This is a genomic window from Streptomyces humicola (assembly GCF_024436035.1).
Taxonomy (GTDB): Bacteria; Actinomycetota; Actinomycetes; order Streptomycetales; family Streptomycetaceae; genus Streptantibioticus_B; species Streptantibioticus_B humicola.
Map to the genome: position 1 here is coordinate 27,714 of NZ_JANFNG010000034.1, position 15,446 is coordinate 43,159.

Annotated in this window: 17 protein-coding genes and 2 pseudogenes; 14 read left to right on the plus strand and 5 right to left on the minus strand. The window is 68.8% G+C overall.

The annotated features are described in order from the left end of the window. Positions 1 to 72 precede the first annotated feature (72 nt). Entirely contained in the window at positions 73 to 816 is a 744-nt protein-coding gene (locus NGB36_RS28365) for an IS5 family transposase (RefSeq protein WP_255923427.1), read from the plus strand. Positions 817 to 899: 83 nt separating this feature from the next. After that, positions 900 to 1,805, plus strand: a pseudogene (locus tag NGB36_RS28370) (IS630 family transposase); the annotation flags it as partial. On the opposite strand, the gene NGB36_RS28375 reads toward NGB36_RS28370, so the two are convergent. Together NGB36_RS28375 and NGB36_RS28380 are read right to left on the minus strand one after the other, a co-directional pair. Further along, positions 1,781 to 2,440, minus strand: coding sequence for a transposase (locus NGB36_RS28375; RefSeq protein WP_443741616.1), 660 nt, complete (start codon positions 2,438 to 2,440; stop codon positions 1,781 to 1,783). The pseudogene NGB36_RS28370 and the gene NGB36_RS28375 sit on opposite strands and share 25 nt — an antisense overlap. An 80-nt stretch (positions 2,441 to 2,520) precedes the next feature. Continuing rightward, complete coding sequence (locus NGB36_RS28380; protein WP_255923429.1) at positions 2,521 to 2,787, minus strand: effector-associated constant component EACC1; 267 nt, start codon at positions 2,785 to 2,787, stop codon at positions 2,521 to 2,523. Between the two features lie 399 nt (positions 2,788 to 3,186). Between NGB36_RS28380 and NGB36_RS28385 the strand changes: the two genes are divergently transcribed. The 5 genes from NGB36_RS28385 (at position 3,187) to NGB36_RS28405 (ending at position 8,036) form a co-directional block, all read left to right on the plus strand. Further along, positions 3,187 to 3,666, plus strand: coding sequence for a hypothetical protein (locus NGB36_RS28385; protein WP_255923430.1), 480 nt, complete (start codon positions 3,187 to 3,189; stop codon positions 3,664 to 3,666). 61 nt (positions 3,667 to 3,727) lie between these two features. Then, entirely contained in the window at positions 3,728 to 4,564 is an 837-nt protein-coding gene (locus tag NGB36_RS28390; protein WP_255923431.1) for a hypothetical protein, read from the plus strand. A gap of 458 nt (positions 4,565 to 5,022) precedes the next feature. Continuing rightward, the gene (locus tag NGB36_RS28395) at positions 5,023 to 5,676 is read left to right on the plus strand and encodes a hypothetical protein (RefSeq protein WP_255923432.1); all 654 of its coding nucleotides are present in this window, start codon (positions 5,023 to 5,025) and stop codon (positions 5,674 to 5,676) included. A 287-nt stretch (positions 5,677 to 5,963) separates the two neighbouring features. After that, the gene (locus NGB36_RS28400; protein ID WP_255923433.1) at positions 5,964 to 6,644 is read left to right on the plus strand and encodes a hypothetical protein; all 681 of its coding nucleotides are present in this window, start codon (positions 5,964 to 5,966) and stop codon (positions 6,642 to 6,644) included. Between the two features lie 135 nt (positions 6,645 to 6,779). Continuing rightward, positions 6,780 to 8,036: a hypothetical protein gene (locus NGB36_RS28405; protein ID WP_255923434.1), complete on the plus strand. Its 1,257-nt coding sequence runs from the start codon at positions 6,780 to 6,782 to the stop codon at positions 8,034 to 8,036. A 208-nt stretch (positions 8,037 to 8,244) separates the two neighbouring features. Here the strand turns inward: NGB36_RS28405 and NGB36_RS28410 are convergent, their stop codons facing one another. The 3 genes from NGB36_RS28410 to NGB36_RS28420 all read right to left on the minus strand — a co-directional run bounded on the left by NGB36_RS28410 (position 8,245) and on the right by NGB36_RS28420 (position 9,577). Beyond that, positions 8,245 to 8,553: a hypothetical protein gene (locus NGB36_RS28410; protein WP_255923435.1), complete on the minus strand. Its 309-nt coding sequence runs from the start codon at positions 8,551 to 8,553 to the stop codon at positions 8,245 to 8,247. A 168-nt stretch (positions 8,554 to 8,721) separates the two neighbouring features. Next, on the minus strand, positions 8,722 to 9,063 hold the full coding sequence (locus NGB36_RS28415; protein WP_255923436.1) for a hypothetical protein: 342 nt from the start codon (positions 9,061 to 9,063) through the stop codon (positions 8,722 to 8,724). A 73-nt stretch (positions 9,064 to 9,136) separates the two neighbouring features. Continuing rightward, positions 9,137 to 9,577 (minus strand): VOC family protein, encoded by a 441-nt coding sequence (locus NGB36_RS28420; RefSeq protein ID WP_255923437.1) that lies wholly within the window; start codon positions 9,575 to 9,577, stop codon positions 9,137 to 9,139. Between the two features lie 520 nt (positions 9,578 to 10,097). On the opposite strand from NGB36_RS28420, the gene NGB36_RS28425 reads away from it, so the two are divergent. The 7 genes and pseudogenes from NGB36_RS28425 (at position 10,098) to NGB36_RS28455 (ending at position 15,110) form a co-directional block, all read left to right on the plus strand. Next, positions 10,098 to 10,772 (plus strand): HAD-IA family hydrolase, encoded by a 675-nt coding sequence (locus tag NGB36_RS28425; RefSeq protein WP_372509550.1) that lies wholly within the window; start codon positions 10,098 to 10,100, stop codon positions 10,770 to 10,772. 244 nt (positions 10,773 to 11,016) lie between these two features. Further along, positions 11,017 to 12,179 (plus strand): annotated as a pseudogene (locus NGB36_RS28430) (IS110 family RNA-guided transposase). A gap of 209 nt (positions 12,180 to 12,388) precedes the next feature. Continuing rightward, positions 12,389 to 13,534, plus strand: a complete 1,146-nt coding sequence (locus tag NGB36_RS28435) for a helix-turn-helix domain-containing protein (RefSeq protein WP_505016754.1) — start codon at positions 12,389 to 12,391, stop codon at positions 13,532 to 13,534. A gap of 146 nt (positions 13,535 to 13,680) precedes the next feature. Beyond that, entirely contained in the window at positions 13,681 to 14,151 is a 471-nt protein-coding gene (locus tag NGB36_RS28440) for a recombinase family protein (RefSeq protein ID WP_255923440.1), read from the plus strand. 184 nt (positions 14,152 to 14,335) lie between these two features. Beyond that, positions 14,336 to 14,581 (plus strand): hypothetical protein, encoded by a 246-nt coding sequence (locus NGB36_RS28445; RefSeq protein WP_255923441.1) that lies wholly within the window; start codon positions 14,336 to 14,338, stop codon positions 14,579 to 14,581. Continuing rightward, positions 14,578 to 14,754 (plus strand): hypothetical protein, encoded by a 177-nt coding sequence (locus tag NGB36_RS28450; protein WP_255923442.1) that lies wholly within the window; start codon positions 14,578 to 14,580, stop codon positions 14,752 to 14,754. Before NGB36_RS28445 ends, NGB36_RS28450 begins: the two co-directional genes overlap by 4 nt. A gap of 83 nt (positions 14,755 to 14,837) precedes the next feature. Beyond that, positions 14,838 to 15,110 carry a hypothetical protein gene (locus NGB36_RS28455; RefSeq protein WP_255923443.1) on the plus strand — a complete coding sequence of 91 codons (273 nt, stop codon included), beginning with the start codon at positions 14,838 to 14,840 and terminating at the stop codon, positions 15,108 to 15,110. Positions 15,111 to 15,446: the final 336 nt, after the last annotated feature.

Below are 15,446 nucleotides of genomic sequence, written 5' to 3' on the forward strand. Positions count from 1 at the left end.
GAGTCACCGGAGCAGGAGGAGGCCCTGTTGTCCCAGTCTGTCGCTTCCGCTATTGCGGCGTCCAACTGCGGCGTGTCGGACTGTGATTGCCTCGCGCACCGGTTCGGCAACGCCGCCGACCACGAGGACCGCGAGCGCCGCTACCCCAGCGATCTCACCGACGCCGAGTGGGCCGTGGTACGCGACGCGCTGCCGCTGCCGCGCTGGCTGGAGGGTCGCGGCGGCCGCCCGGAGGGCTACTGCCACCGCACCATGGTCGACGCCGTGCTCTACCTGGTCGACGGCGGCATCAAGTGGCGGGCGATGCCCGCCGACTTCCCTCACTGGCGGGCCGTCTACCGCTTCTTCCGCCGCTTCCTGACCCAGGGCCTGCTCACCGAGCTGCACGACCGGCTGCGCCGCCGGCTACGGGTCAAGGAGGGCCGTGACCCGGAACCGTCCGCGGGGATCATCGACTCCCAGTCGGTCAAGGCCGACGCCACCGTGGGTGCTGCCACACGCGGCTACGACGGCGGCAAGAAGATCAACGGCCGCAAGCGCCACCTGGTGGTGGACTGCCTGGGCCTGCTGCTGGCCGTGCTGGTCACCCCCGCCTCCACCACCGACCGCGACGCCGCAACCGTGATGCTGCCGTGCCTGCGCGAGAGGTACTTCCGCCTGAGGCTGATCTGGGCCGACAGCAGCTACAGCGGCGCCCTGGTCGAGTGGGCCCAACGGGCGCTGCACCTGGCGCTCACGGTGGTCAAGCGCACCGAGGCCACCACGGGGTTCCAGGTGCTGCCCCGCCGCTGGGTGATCGAGCGCACCAACGGCTAGTGCTGTGACCGCATAGGTTCGCCGGGTTGGTGGTCGTGGCGGTTGGATGTGCGGTGACGTCCGATCCGACCGCTGGAGGTGCGGTGGCCGAGCCTGTCCGTGTGCGCAGACTGACCGACCAGGAGGGGCAGAAGCTGCAGCAGATCGTGCGCCGGGGGAGCACCAACTCGGTGCGCTATCGGCGCGCGATGCTGCTGCTGGCCTCGGCCGGCGGCAACCGGGTTCCGGTGATTGCCCAGCTGGTGCAGGCCGACGAGGACACCGTCCGGGACGTGATCCACCGTTTCAACGAGATCGGGCTGGCCTGCCTGGACCCTCAGTGGGCGGGAGGCCGTCCCCGCCTGCTCAGCCCTGATGACGAGGACTTCGTCATCCAGACCGCCACCACCCGACCGACCAAGCTCGGCCAGCCCTTCACCCGCTGGTCACTGCGCAAGCTGGTCGCCTACCTGCGCAAAGTCGACGGCCGCGTGATCCGCATCGGCCGCGAGGCGTTACGCGGCTTGCTCGCCCGCCGCGGCGTCACCTTCCAGCGCACCAAGACGTGGAAGGAGTCCCCGGACCCCGACCGCGAGGCGAAGCTGGACCGGATCGAGGTAGTCCTGGACAGCTTCCCGGACCGGGTCTTCGCATTCGACGAGTTCGGCCCGCTCGGGATCCGGCCCACCGCGGGCTCGGGCTGGGCGGAACGCAAACGCCCCGACCGGTTGCCCGCTACCTATCACCGCACCCACGGGGTGCGGTACTTCCACGGCTGCTACTCGGTCGGCGACGACACCCTGTGGGGCGTCAACCGGCGCAGGAAGGGCGCCGCCAACACGCTGGCCGCGCTGAAGTCGATCCGTGCCGCCCGGCCCGACGGCGCCCCGATCTACGTGATCCTGGACAACCTGTCCGCCCACAAGGGCACCGACATCCGCCGCTGGGCCAAGAAGCACAAGGTCGAGTTGTGCTTCACCCCGACCTACGCCTCGTGGGCGAACCCGGTGGTGGAGGCGGGGGTGACCAGCACGGCCAGCAGCAGGCCCAGGCAGTCCACCACCAGGTGGCGCTTGCGGCCGTTGATCTTCTTGCCGCCGTCGTAGCCGCGTGTGGCAGCACCCACGGTGGCGTCGGCCTTGACCGACTGGGAGTCGATGATCCCCGCGGACGGTTCCGGGTCACGGCCCTCCTTGACCCGTAGCCGGCGGCGCAGCCGGTCGTGCAGCTCGGTGAGCAGGCCCTGGGTCAGGAAGCGGCGGAAGAAGCGGTAGACGGCCCGCCAGTGAGGGAAGTCGGCGGGCATCGCCCGCCACTTGATGCCGCCGTCGACCAGGTAGAGCACGGCGTCGACCATGGTGCGGTGGCAGTAGCCCTCCGGGCGGCCGCCGCGACCCTCCAGCCAGCGCGGCAGCGGCAGCGCGTCGCGTACCACGGCCCACTCGGCGTCGGTGAGATCGCTGGGGTAGCGGCGCTCGCGGTCCTCGTGGTCGGCGGCGTTGCCGAACCGGTGCGCGAGGCAATCACAGTCCGACACGCCGCAGTTGGACGCCGCAATAGCGGAAGCGACAGACTGGGACAACAGGGCCTCCTCCTGCTCCGGTGACTCGACATCTCCGAGCTGTGCAGGAGGCCCTTCCTTCATGCGCCGGCTGGTACGCGATCACTCGAACGGAACCGAGAGCCGAAACCCCGTCCGATCCTCAAGCCCCAAAATCGCTTTGGTCACAGCTTCTGAAGCCAGGTGACCAGCGACTTGGCAAGGGCAACCCCTGCACCGCCGGACCCTAAGGCAACAGTGAGCACCTCCATAGCACCGCCCAGGTGAGTCGGGTCGGGAGGAGGCTTCTCCCAGGCGATGCCGCCCCGCAACTCGGGCTCGTCGTGCAACCAATCCCACAAGGCAGCGCGTTCCCCGACATCGTCGCCGCCGCTCAGAGCAATCCGCGCCCGCACCTCGCCCACCCTCCCTCCACGGTCGGTGATCGTCACGCAGCCGGCATGACGCCCCGGCCTCATCGCTGTGATCACCGCAGCAAGTGCCCATCGTAAGAGGAGGGTTCGCCACCATGCCAGTGATCACGCTGCGCTTCGTGGCCCCGCGGAAACACCAGGCAACACCGACGGCACGCACTGCGCAGGGGTCTCTATCACACGGGCTGCCGCGTACGGCCGCTGCCGTGGCCGCGGTGGCGGCCGTAGGCGGCTATACCGGTGGCCGCCTCCGGCGAGGCGCTCGACTGCCCAGGCCCACGACGAGGCGTTCCTGCGCGGAAATGACCGGCCGTCCCCCAGCTTCCCCGCGGGCGTCACTCTCGGCCATGTGGGGGCGAGTTGGCGTTTCTGGCGTGGCCTGCATGCTAGCGTCGTTGCCGGGGAGGGATGTGGGGCATGAGTGACGCGGTGGTGTTCCAGTTCTCGGCGGGTTGGTGTGAGCTCGCCTTGGGCTCCGGTGCGCAGCGGCGCGCTTTCCGGGCGACCGGGATCGATGATGCCTTCCGGCACCTGGCTCAGGCCGTCGCAGCCCTGGCCCATCCGGAGCCCGAGACGTGTCTGCAGGCGGTGCTGTGGGGCGATGAGCCGGGCGGGGTCTTCCTGGACTTCGCTACGGTCGCGCCCGATCACCTTGCCCTGGTGGTGCACGCGCTGGCGATCCCGAATTGGATCACCGGCACTGCGGCGCAGTGGATGCCGATCCGGGGCGAGGTGCTGCTGAAGCAGCTGGCGCCCCGCCAGGAGCTCGTCACGGCCTTCCTGCATGGCTTCACCGCGGCCGGTGCCACTGCCGGGCCGGACGGCTCGATCGCGGGCTGGCCGCATCCGTATCCGGCAGCGGCCGTCACCGAGATCCGCGACGCACTGGGCGGCTGACCTCTCCGCCCTACTGACCCGCCGAGTTCGATGCTCGGCTGAAGAGAAACGGGGATTTGTCATGAACTTATCGAATATCTTCCGTGTCGTGAGTCGGCTCGGCGTGCTGGCCGTCGTGGTGACGTTGGCGTGGTTTGTCACGAGCGCCGCCGGTGCTGCCGCGGTGACCACCACCGTTCCGGCCGGGGGCTTCCAGGACTGCTTCGCCCCCAATGCGGACGCGAACCATCTGGTCACCTCCGTGGACAACCAGGACACCTACCGCACCGTCGCATTACGCTGCGGCAGCGCCAGCACCTTCGGCGTCCTGCACATCAACGCCGGCCACCCGCCGTTCAACGCGACCACGGTGCAGTGCATCGAGCACGTCTTGAGCACGGCCCCCTACGAAGGGCCGGCGTCCGGCAAGGACAACGTCTCCTACACCATCTCCAACCGCCAGCTGGACGCCATCGTGATCGTCAACGTCGACACCGACAACGTGGTGACCGCCTACACCTCGCAGGGCGGCAGCCCCCGCAGCAACGACTGGGACGGCTGCGTGTCCATCCCGGCCTCCGCCCAGCACACACCGAACGTCACAGTCACGCCGCAGACGGCGGGTTCCTGCTGGCAGGAGTGGTTCGGCAACCGCTCGGTGTGCATCGCGGTGAACGGCACCAAGCTGCACGTCAACACGCTCGGCGCGGGCGAGAGCTATGAGAGCTTCGACGACACCGGCTGCGCGACACCGCTGCTGTTCGCAGGCGGCCGGCTGTTCCGCATCGGATCCAACACCTGCGGCCGCGGCCTCCTCTCCCAGAACTTCGCCATGAACAACGACTTCCCCAACAACCTCCGCCTCTGCCTGGGCTGGACCGACATCGACCACCGCGGCTGCCTCACCATCCACGACTGACCCCGAAGACGCAGATGGCGGTGGGGGGGGGGGGGGGGGGCCCCCCCCCCCCCCCCCACCGCCGTCACCGAGACCGTACTGCTCAGCAGACAGCGAGCGCCGTCAGCCGAGGCCACGCTCCACGCGGCGCAGCTGCTCGTGCGAACACCGGCTTAGATCCTTCCCACCAGGCGGTTGGCGGTCGTTGCGCGCGGGGTGACCAGGCGGAGTGGGACGTCCGCGCGCGGGCGAGCCGTCCGGAGTCTGTGATCGCTTTCCTCGGGTGGGTGGCTGCTGCAATGCTGTTCTGGAATGCTTGACCTATGTCTGAGGGGGAATTGTCAGGCGGTGGGGGCAATCACCATGCCCGTCGACGCAAATCCACAGCCTTGGCGGTTACGGTGACCGCGGTCCTGGCCGCGGTTGTACACCTGGTGTGGCCGCACATCAGGTTCGATGCAATCACGGTGACGTTACTAGTGATCGCGATAATCCCCTGGCTGGGCGAGATCTTCGACAGCATCACCCTGCCCGGCGGCGCAGGCGTGCAGTTCCGGAAGCTGACCGCGCGGGTGGAGGAGGCCGAGGCGGCCACAGCCCGCCTGGAACGGGAGGTGGAAGGAGCCGCCGACACCTCCCAGGTTGCCCTGACCGCCGCGCAGGAACACACCGCAGGTGAGCTCGCCGCCGACCCGGCAGAGACGGTGGATCGGCTGGCAGCCGACTATCTGGCCCTACGCCAGTCCCTGCCCGCAGGGACGGAGCGTACTCGCCTGATGCAGCAGGTGTTCGGAGAACTGGTCCGGGAGACGGCGCGTATCCCCGACCCGCCGATTGCCTCCTGGCTCGAGTCGGAGAACGGTGGACTGCGGCTCGCCGCCTACACGCGCCTTTTCCTCAAGCCGGATCCCCAGTATCTGGAGGCACTGCTCGACGCCGTCATCAAGGATGACTTTGCTTTCAACGTCAGCCGGGGAATCCGTGCGCTGGAGAACGTCATCGACATCATCGGCCCGGCACAGATCCGTGTGGGAACAGTCCACCGGCTCCGCATGTACTTCGGAGAGCTGCCGGAAGGCAACCGCAAGAAACACCTACGCCGTCTCCTGGACCGCTTTCCCGAGCTGGCCTGAAATAGGCCGCCGACACCGTGGACGTGGCCTCTGGGCGCGTTCGGTTGAACCGCGCGGCCACCGGGTGCGAGCAGCCCGGAATCAGGCCGGCCCGGCCGCGGATGCGGCTCGCACAGCTCGATCCGGTGAAAGGTCCGGCACGGATGTCGGCTGGGGTGTTCGCGGCTGGCGCTGATCGGACGGCCCGCCTCCTGATAACCGACATCCGGGCGGGACCACCACCAACAGCAGCCCTCCTCCGAACTCCCAATAGACAGAGGAGTTAGCAGCCAGGAATCATGGCCGTCATGTCTGCCACCGCCCGCCCGTCGCGCCGGTTCGGCGAGAAGCGCGCCGTATGGATCCTGGTCGCGGGCGCGATCAGCGGCCTGACCGCGGCGGTGTGCTTTGCTACGGTGCGCATCGCATCGCTGCTGTTGGTCTCCACGTCTCCGGCAGTGGGCGCCGCGTGGTGGGGTGTGGCCGCCGGGACAGTGGCGACAGTGCTCGCCACCGCAACCTTTTATATCCGGGGAAGAGCGAAGGACTTCCTGTCGGCGCTGTGGCTGCTCGTAGCCCCTGCAGTGGCGCTCGCAGGCGCCGCATGGCTGCTCACTAGCGCAGCCCATGAACTGCTCGACAAATTCGTGAAGCCAACGCTACCGGTGGCGGCGGCGCTCTCCGACTGCCACGAGGTATCGAGTGGTGAAGGCGGTGACCACCACGACACGGTGTGCACCTTCACCTGGCGGTACGACGGCCGGACGTGCAGCGCCACTGCGGACGGCGCTGGGGAAGACACCGTACCGCCGGCGGTCAAGGTGATCCGGATCGACTCGCGTGACCCATGCCGCTCGTCACTAATCGACCCGTATGGACTGCGCCTTACGACGCCTGTCCTGCTGGGCGTCCTCGGCCTAGCGGCGACATTCTCCTCCGCACGCGGGTACCGCGCACTCGTCGCTGCGCTCCGCGAGGAATACACATGACCAGCGCAGACCGGATCACGAGCGTCAGGCGAGTACGTCAACGCCTCTCGGCGACGGGTGAATCCCGTCGTGTCGCGTCTGTTGGGGGCGGGTACGGCTTCGGCAACTGGCCGCCGTTTTGAGGGAGGTTGTGGGGTGGGGAAGGCGAGCCGGGGCAAGCGGGAGCGCAGCAGGGACCGGGCCGGGCAGTGGATGGCATCCCGCGCGGCGCTGACGGCGCAGAGGCTTCGTAGGCTGTCGCTGCGTGACCTGTCGGGTAATCCATGGGTGCAGATGATGCTCGCCTCCAACATCAACAACGTGATCGGCGAGCTGCATGGCGTGCTGCTCCACAGCGATCTCTCGGACGTGGCCGACGATCCGGCGGGCCTGGAGTGGGATGCGGCGATGTCGATGACGTTGGGCAAGCAGGGGTTTAGGCCGCCGTGGCCGCGGGCGCCGCGGGAGGTCGCCGCGTGGCAGATCCGGCAGATCGGGAAGTTGCTGCGGCAGGCGGAGGTCTTCGTTATCTCCCCGGCCGCGCACGCCGCGGTGATGGCTGCAGCGGCGACGCTCGAGCCGGCCGACGTCAGCACCCTGGACCGCGACCGGGACGTGATCGTGCCCATCGGGTTGCTGGTGCTGCCCGAGCCGGTTGTGGTCGTCAACCGTACCGGCTCGCTGTCGGACACCGCGGCGTTCGGCTGGCAGTTCGTCACCCAGCATCAGGTCCTGCCCACCGCGCAGTACGCGGGCGTGCGGGTGACGACGTTCATGGACCGCGACGGGCCGGTTCAGCCGGCCGAGTGGCAGTTGGCGGTCCGTCAGGCGCGCGCGTCCGGGACTCCGCTTCCGCCGTTGGTGCCGGATGGCATGTACGGGATGCGGGGGGATGGGTGCCTGGCGGAGGAGAGCACCGAGACGATGGCGGATCTGTCCGAGCGGCACCGTCAGCTGCAGAAGGCGCTCACCCAGGCCTCCCAGTGGCGCTCCGAGCCGGTGCCCGAGATGGGGGAGTGGGGCGGGGGCCGTGTCGAGGACCCGTTCGACGACTTCGCGGGCCGCTACATGTTCGCGTTCTGGCGGCTCATCAGCCAAGGAATCACGGCCGCTGACCAGCCCCAGGCGCCGTTCGGGCCGCGGACGGCCGCCGACCGCGGCGGCGGTTCTGAGCCGGACGATCCCGAGGTTCGGGTCATCCGGCTCACGGCTCCGGCCCCGCGTACGACGGATACGCCGGGGGAGAAGAAGGCGCGGGTGTACCACCACCGGTGGCCAGTGCGGATGCACAAGGTCCGGCAGTGGTATCCGAGTCGCCAGGAGCATCGGGTGATCTGGCGCGGCCCCTACATCAAAGGACCGGCCGATGCGCCGCTGATGATGGGCGAGAAGGCCTACCTCGTGGACTCCTGACCGCAGCCGTGTGCGCCGTGGAGACCGGGTCGGACGGATCACGGGCGCCGGTTGAGGACGTGGGACGCGCCAGAGTGCATATGGGCGGTGGTCCTGCCAGCGGTCGCCGAATCCTTGGCCAGCGGGGAGTTGACCCGCCGGACAGCGTGACGGTGCCTCGAACCCCTACTCGGCGCTCCATCTGCCGACAGGGGCGTGTGGATCCCGATCAGGGGGTGGTGGTGAGCGCGTCGACCAGGACGCGCAGTTGCAGCATGACGGCGGCGGGTACCTTGTCGGCGGCCTGGTCGAAGACCTCGGTGGCGGGTTCGAGGACGTCGATGAGCCGGCCGCCGCGTGCGTCCGGCGGCACCTTTCGCAAGGCAGCGCGGAGGAACTGCGCGTCCCAGCGGCCGCGGGCGAGTTCGTCGGCGAGCTCCCGCTCGCCCGGCTGGGGTACCCACCGGTGTGTCCGGTACGCGTCCAGTAAGACAGCCGCGTCGCGGCGCAGTGCCTCGGCCAGCGGGGTAATGATCACACCCGGCCCAACGAGCCGCAGCCGCGTGCGGCATGGGAGCGGCAGACCGTCCCCGCCTGGCCGGCACGGTGAGGCGGGGACGGTGGGTGTCCTCCTCTTCTTCTTTTCGGCACGGGGAGGACGTTGCCTTCCGGACGGGAAGGTCCGACGCAGCAGCGTCTGCCCTTCTCATTGGCGGGTACGGCTCGGCATACCCGCTCCGGCTTCGTCGATACCGGCGGCGGCTTCTCCCACCGCCCCGGCACGGTGTCTTGGGAGTCGGCATGAGCGCCGACGTCCCGGCGGCCACGTGCAGGGAGGCAGGTCCTGCTGGTTGTTCTGGTAGATGTAGTCGAGGCTGATGTAGACATTCCTGCGGCCCTGGTCGTTGGTGGTTGCTACCCAGATGTCACTGGCGCGGCCGAAGGCGTTGAACCATTCGCCGTGGGTCCAGCAGGAGAACCAGCGCGGGCCCGGCCCCACGTCACCGGCGTAGGTGGCCTCCTTGGCATCGGGTGCGGTGTGGTCCAACTCCTGGTAGACGACAACCAGTCGCTGCGGGCCGGGTTGTTCTGATTCCCTGCAGGTCGGCCGTGAAGTGCTGTTAGCTGATCTGTTCGGCCAGGGCGAGGATGATGCCTGAGGGGCCGCGGAGGTAACAGAGGCGGTAGATGTCCTTGTACTGCGCTACCTCGCCGATTAGTTCGGCGCCATGGCGGCGCAGGCGGGCGATGGTGTCGTCGATGTCGTCGACGGCGAACATGACCCGGTGCAGGCCCAGCGTGTTCGGCGGCGGGTTGTGCGATCCATCGCCGATCGCCGCGGGGGTGTGGTACTGCGCGAGCTCCAGCTTGCCGTGGCCGTCCGGGGCCCGCATCATCGCGATGTCGCTGCGGACTCCGTCGAGTCCGACGGCCTGGTCCGCGAAGAGGCCCTCGATCTGTGCCTTGCCTTCGACCTCCATGCCCAGTTCGGTGAAGAAGGCGACGGCGGCGTCCAGGTCTTCGACAACGATGCCGACGTTGTCCATCCGTTGAAGCGTCATGACGGTTCTCCCTCTGCGTCGCGCGGCTCTTTGAGGCCACCGGTATACCGAGGACGGAGCCAGCGGCCCATTCTCGACACCGTAAACGGACTGAGTTCCGGAGACGCGTTCGGCGGCGGCCCGGCTGCGGCAGATGGCAGCGGCTTCCGGAAAGCCTCCCGCATGCCTGTGACATCCGTCACGCTGTCCTGATTTTGCCTGGTAGACGGGGCGTACTGTCGCAATTGCCCCGTGCCCGAGCGCATCCGCGGAAGCGCCGGCTCCACGGGGTCCAAGACGAACGGACGGTTCGAGGCGGTAAGGACCATGCGACGGACCAGTTAGGGATCGCGCGCGTGCGGGAGCCCTTGCTACCGCGCGGGGTCGTCGCGAACCGATGGCCCTCGACCCACGTGGCGGGGCACCGAGCGCCCGGAGCCCGGTGAGGGACGAGCGGGCATGTGCGAGGACGGCCACGCGTCCCGGAACCTCCCCGATCGCCTGTCCCGCCTTCCGCAGGCGGTACCTTCGCAGGACTGGCATGTACCGGGAAGGTAGTGGAAGCGTGGCGCACGGCACTCGCAATGGCACGCCCTATCGGTCGCTGATCCTGGATTTCGCAGGTGTCTTGACCGTGGACGTTCATCCGGCTCACCGCGCGTGGTGCGCGTCGGAAGGACTGGATCCGCAAGCGTGGGTCGACACGCTGGAGACCAATCCCGAGGGGCGGCGCCTGTACGTGGCGCTGGAGTCGGGCGAGATCGATCAACGCGAGTGGAACCGGCGTACGGCCGCGCTGCTCGGCGTGGACGACGAGAACCTGATGGGCCGCGCATGGACCGGGGTGGCGCCCGCAGCCGAGATGGTCCAACTTGCCCGCGACGCACGCGCGGCCGGGCTGCTGGTTGCGCTGTTGTCTAATTCCTTCGGCTTGGACCCGTACAACCCCTATGAGGCTCTTGGTGTGTGGGACCTATTCGACGTACACGTGATCTCAGAGGTCGAGGGGATCGCCAAACCGGACCCGGCGATCTACGAGCGGACACTGGACCGCCTTGGCCTGCCCGGTGAGGCATGTGTGTTCGTGGACGACCACGAACGGAATCTTCCCCCCGCTGCGGCGCTTGGTATCACCACCGTGCACGCCGACGGGCAGGACGGTACCGCAGCCCGCGTCGCCGCGCTGCTCGGCCTGTGTACAGCGCCCGCAGCCTAATGGGACTCATCGGGTCGTGAGCGAGACTCGATGAGTGGCCGCCAGCCGGTGAGCACCATTGTGGCCGGAGCCTTCGAGCTCTGGTGTCAGACCGTGCCCCTGCTGGTCGGCCGGAAGGCCCGACTGCTGATGGGATGGCGTGCCCGCCGGGGCTGTGGCGGCGTGAGTACTGGATCCATTAGGGCGCGAGCTGTGTCTTCCGCTGGGCCACGCGCACGTGTACGTCGAGAGGTTGGAGAAGCGGGTGCTGTTCGTCGGCGACGACTGGGCCGAAGATCACCATGATGTCGAGGTCCAGGACGGTTCGGGCCGCAGGCTCGGGACCGCCCGACTGATGGAGGGCATCGAAGGGATCGCGAAGCTGCACGCTCTGGTCGCCCGGCACGGCGGGGAGGACCTGGAGCCGGGGCAGGTGGTGGTCGGGATCGAGACCGACCGCGGCTCGTGGGTGCAGGCCCTGCTCGCGGCCGGCTACCAGGTCTACGCGGTCAACCCGCGCCAGGCGGCCCGGTTCAAGGAACGCTACGCAACCTCCGGTGCCAAGAGCGACAAGGGCGACGCGCACGCTCTCGCAGACATGGTCCGCATCGACCGTGATCAGTTGCGGCCGATCGCCGGGGACAGCGAGCAGGCCCAGGCCGTCAAGGTCGTCGCCCGCGCCCACCAGACCCTGATCTGGGAACGCACCCGCACCTTCCAGCGGCTGCGGAACACGCTGCGCGAGTACTTCCCCGGCGCCCTGACCGCATACGCCAGCCTGGAGCTGACCAGCACCGACGCCCTGGAGCCGCTGGTCAAGGCCCCCACACCCGAGCGGGCGGCGAAGCTGACGAAGAAACAGATCACCGCCGTTCTGGCCCGGCACGACGTCGCGACCCCGGTGGCAGCCGCCTGCGCCGCCGCAGCAACCGCGCACGCCCGGCTGCTGATCGCCCTCAACGAGCAGATAGACACGTTGGAGGCTGAGGTGAAGGCACATTTTCGAGCGCACCCGGACGCTGAGATCTACCTGTCGATGCCCGGCATCGGCGAGATCGTCGGGGCCCGGGTGCTCGCCGAGTTCGGGGACACCCCACCCGCTACGCGTCCGCCAAGGCACGGAAGAACTACGCCGGCACCAGCCCGATCACCCGGGCCTCCGGCAAGAGCCACACCGTCCAGGCCCGCTTCGTCCGCAACAACCGCCTCGCCGACGCGCTGCAGCGCCAGGCGTTCTGCGCCCTGCAGAACTCACCCGGAGTCCGCCGCTACTACGACAAGCAACGCGCCCGCGACCTCGACTACAACCCCGCCCTCCGCCAGGTCGGCAACCGACTCGTCGGCATCCTCCACGGGTGCCTCAAGACCCGCACCCGCTACGACGAAGCCACCGCCTGGGCCCACCACGCCAACCTCGCCACAGCTTGACACCCGACGCCATGGGATGTCTGACACCGATAGCAATGTGGGCCTGTCTCACCGTCAACTGCGGAGCTGGGGTATCACCTGGGTTCTGTCACGCCGACGAAGCGCGTAACGTCCTCAGTGAGGCGACTCGCAGGAACGGAGCCCGGGTTATGACGGCATGGCAAGACCTCACTACCGGCGAGCGGGTGAAGTCTTTGCGAGGCTCAGACATGACGCAAGAGCAGCTCGCCGAATCCGCAGGCGTCAGTGTCGGCACCGTTCGGAAGTTGGAACAGGGCGGCACCTTGTCGTTGCCGTTCCTGCTCAAGATCGCAGGTGCCCTCGGGACGGACGTTTCTACGATCCTCGGCCAGCAGTCACCGCGCCGGGGCATGGACCGTGACGAACGCTCTGCCGTGCGCGCCATGTCGGCGGCCGTCCACGGCTCGGCGATGGGCGACATCGACCACGTCGAACCCGGGCCACTGGACGGCTTGCAAGCAGCTGCTCGCCGCGCGGACACCCTGCTGTGGGTCAGTGACTACCCTGAGCTGGGAGCCGTGCTGTCTCGCCTGCTGCCTGAGGCCCGCGCCGTGTACGACGCGAGCACCGGTGAGGAGCGCAGTGCCGCCGCCGGCGTGCTCGCCGATGCCTACCAGACCGCCGCGTATGCGGCGAACCTTCTGGGGCAGCGGGACCTGTCTCGCGCGGCGTTGAACTACGGCCGGACCACTGCCCTCTCTGTCGGTGACGACCTGCGGGCCGCGCATCTGGCGTCCACCGTCGCATGGGTGAGCCTGCGCGACGGGCAGACCAAGTACGGCGTCCAGGTCGCCGCGAAGGCCGCCGCCGCGACCGAACCCCGCATGTCCGAGACCGACCCCGACCTCCTCAGCGTCTATGGCCAGTTGGTCACCAACGCCGCCGTAGCGGCTTCCCGCGGCGGGGCCAGCCCCGACACGGCCCGGGATTGGCTCAGCCAGGCGCACGCCGTTGCCGCCCGTATCGGCCGCGAGCACGCCCGTGGCAAGCAGAATCAGCCCTTCGGTCCCGCGTACGCCGCCACGCAGGCCATGTCGGTGGCTATCGCACTGGGCGACACTGCGCGAGCGCTACGGCTGGCAGAGACCACCACGCTGCCGGACGACATGCCGCTATCCACCCGCGCCCGCTGGCGCCTCGACGTGGCCCTACTGCGCACGCAAACGCGGCAATGGGATACGGCAGCGGATGAGCTGGAAGAGGTGTGCATGATGGCCCCGGCATGGGTGCGGCATCAGGCGCTGCCTGGAGTGGTCGCGGCCAAGATTGCCGATTACAACGTGTCCCGGGTCCGGCGGATCGCCGCCATGGCCAGGGTGCCACTCGGTGTCTGACGGTGCCTGACCACCACGGGACGCGGTAGTCCATCACTTGCGACGTGGGCAACTACTACGGGCCGTGGTAGTCGGCGGCCTGCGATCTGGGCCGCTACCACGCCCCGTTTCTTCACGGTGAGTCATGGTGCAGCCACGCTAAAGGCATGTTGAGTGACTCCCGCCCGGCGACTGGCCGCGTTCCGGTCGCCCTCTACATCGCCACCGATGTCAGCGATGACGAAGCGTCCCATCTGATGCGCTGTTGCCGGGACTATGCCGAGGCCCGTCACTGGACCGTCGCCGCCGCTGTCTGCGACACCGGCACGACCGCGCCCCTGACCGGCCGGCCCGGCTGGTGCGAGATCACCGCCGCCCTTGGTACCGGGAGCGCCCGTGGCGTTGTCACCTGGCAACGCCGCATGATCGCCGCCGACACCACGGCGTACGAAACGCTCACGGCCTTGGTCGCCGACCGTGGCGGATTCCTCGCCATCGCCTCCGACAGCCGTACCCCGATCGAGATGCGCCCCGGCATCCCGCTGCCCCGTCGCACCCCCGGCCAGGTCCAGCGACTCCGCTGGATCGCCGATGCCGCGGCTGGATTCGGCCCCTGGATGCCGGAGGCGATCTCATGAGCGCCGCCGTCCACAACGTGCCGGGTGGCGAGCACACTACGGCCGAGCACTCCCGGTACGGCCGTCACCGCTACAACAAGGACAGCGGCCGGTGCACGGCTGGCTGCCCCGGACCATGGCCCTGCACAGTCGCCATAACGCTGAATTCGGGCGACTCTACCCCGCCGCGGCCGGAGACTGAGCGGTGAGCGCGGCCGTAGACAGCGCGTCAGCGCAGCCCCCGGCCTGGCTGGTGGCGGGCCGGGTCGTGTACGACTCGGCCCGCCACCAGTTCGGCCGCGTGATGGCGGTCGGTGAGCCGTACGACCAGCGCGGCTACCTGGGCAACGGCTCGGACACGACCCTTGTGGTGCCTTACCCCGGCGGCGGTATCGGGTGGGAGGCGGCAGAAAAGGATCTCACCCCCGCACGGCTGGAGGATGTCAGATGACCGGCCGTCACGCTGCGCCCGCCGAGCCGATCTCGGTACCGGGGTGGCGGTTCGCGGTCGCCCTTGTCGCCCTCGGCTCGGTCGGCCCGGCTGTCGTGGCCGCGTACCACGTGCTCGCCCCTCGCCCACAGCCGGCGTCCGTACAAGACACGCCGCCGCTGGATGACGGCTAGCTCCCCGTCGCTCACACACCCGCCGCTCCGAGCGGGTCACCGAATCCGTACAACCACAACCACAACCATCGACAGAGGCCCAATTGACCAACACCATTACTGTCGCGGTCTGGAACGTCGAGGCCGACGGAGGCCGAAACGGCGAGCATCGCGACCTCGTACTCGACATCCTCAGCGAGCACCTGCCGGACATCTTCCTCCAACAGGAGGCGAAGTTCAGCCGCGAGCGCGGGTGCGCGCGCATGCACGCCGCCGAGGAGCGGCTGGGGCTGCGCGGGTTCCTGTCCACGCCCAACCCGCACGCGGACGCCGGCATCGCTAGCGCTGTGTATGTCCGACAACGACGACACCCGTGAAGCCTCTGACCCATGCCCTGTTGATCTTCCGATTCCACCGCGGCCGGGTGGAACGCGTACTGCGACAGCAGCCCGTCGCCTGAACTGAGAGAGGACCAGACCGATGCCACGGGCAGACATCCGAGGACCGCCCCATCGTCCGATCCGCACTGCGGGGCGATGGGTCAGTTTCGGTCATCTGTGATGAGGACCGAGCTTGCGGCGCGCACCGCCGAGAAGGATGAGGCCCTGGCCCTGGCGTAGTACCGGAACTGCGGTGTCCGCGCATTCGACTGGCCGGGCGATGGGCAGCCGGATGCGGGGATCCCGCACTCCCCGCCGCGCGCCCAGATGCAT

Bases quoted from the DNA above. Each gene is read 5' to 3' on its own strand.
- NGB36_RS28375 (WP_443741616.1), bottom strand. From the start codon at position 2,440: ATGAAGGAAGGGCCTCCTGCACAGCTCGGAGATGTCGAGTCACCGGAG.
- NGB36_RS28385 (WP_255923430.1), top strand. From the start codon at position 3,187: ATGAGTGACGCGGTGGTGTTCCAGTTCTCGGCGGGTTGGTGTGAGCTC.
- NGB36_RS28390 (WP_255923431.1), top strand. From the start codon at position 3,728: ATGAACTTATCGAATATCTTCCGTGTCGTGAGTCGGCTCGGCGTGCTG.
- NGB36_RS28400 (WP_255923433.1), top strand. From the start codon at position 5,964: ATGTCTGCCACCGCCCGCCCGTCGCGCCGGTTCGGCGAGAAGCGCGCC.
- NGB36_RS28420 (WP_255923437.1), bottom strand. From the start codon at position 9,577: ATGACGCTTCAACGGATGGACAACGTCGGCATCGTTGTCGAAGACCTG.
- NGB36_RS28425 (WP_372509550.1), top strand. From the start codon at position 10,098: ATGTACCGGGAAGGTAGTGGAAGCGTGGCGCACGGCACTCGCAATGGC.
- NGB36_RS28435 (WP_505016754.1), top strand. From the start codon at position 12,389: ATGACGCAAGAGCAGCTCGCCGAATCCGCAGGCGTCAGTGTCGGCACC.
- NGB36_RS28440 (WP_255923440.1), top strand. From the start codon at position 13,681: ATGTTGAGTGACTCCCGCCCGGCGACTGGCCGCGTTCCGGTCGCCCTC.
- NGB36_RS28450 (WP_255923442.1), top strand. From the start codon at position 14,578: ATGACCGGCCGTCACGCTGCGCCCGCCGAGCCGATCTCGGTACCGGGG.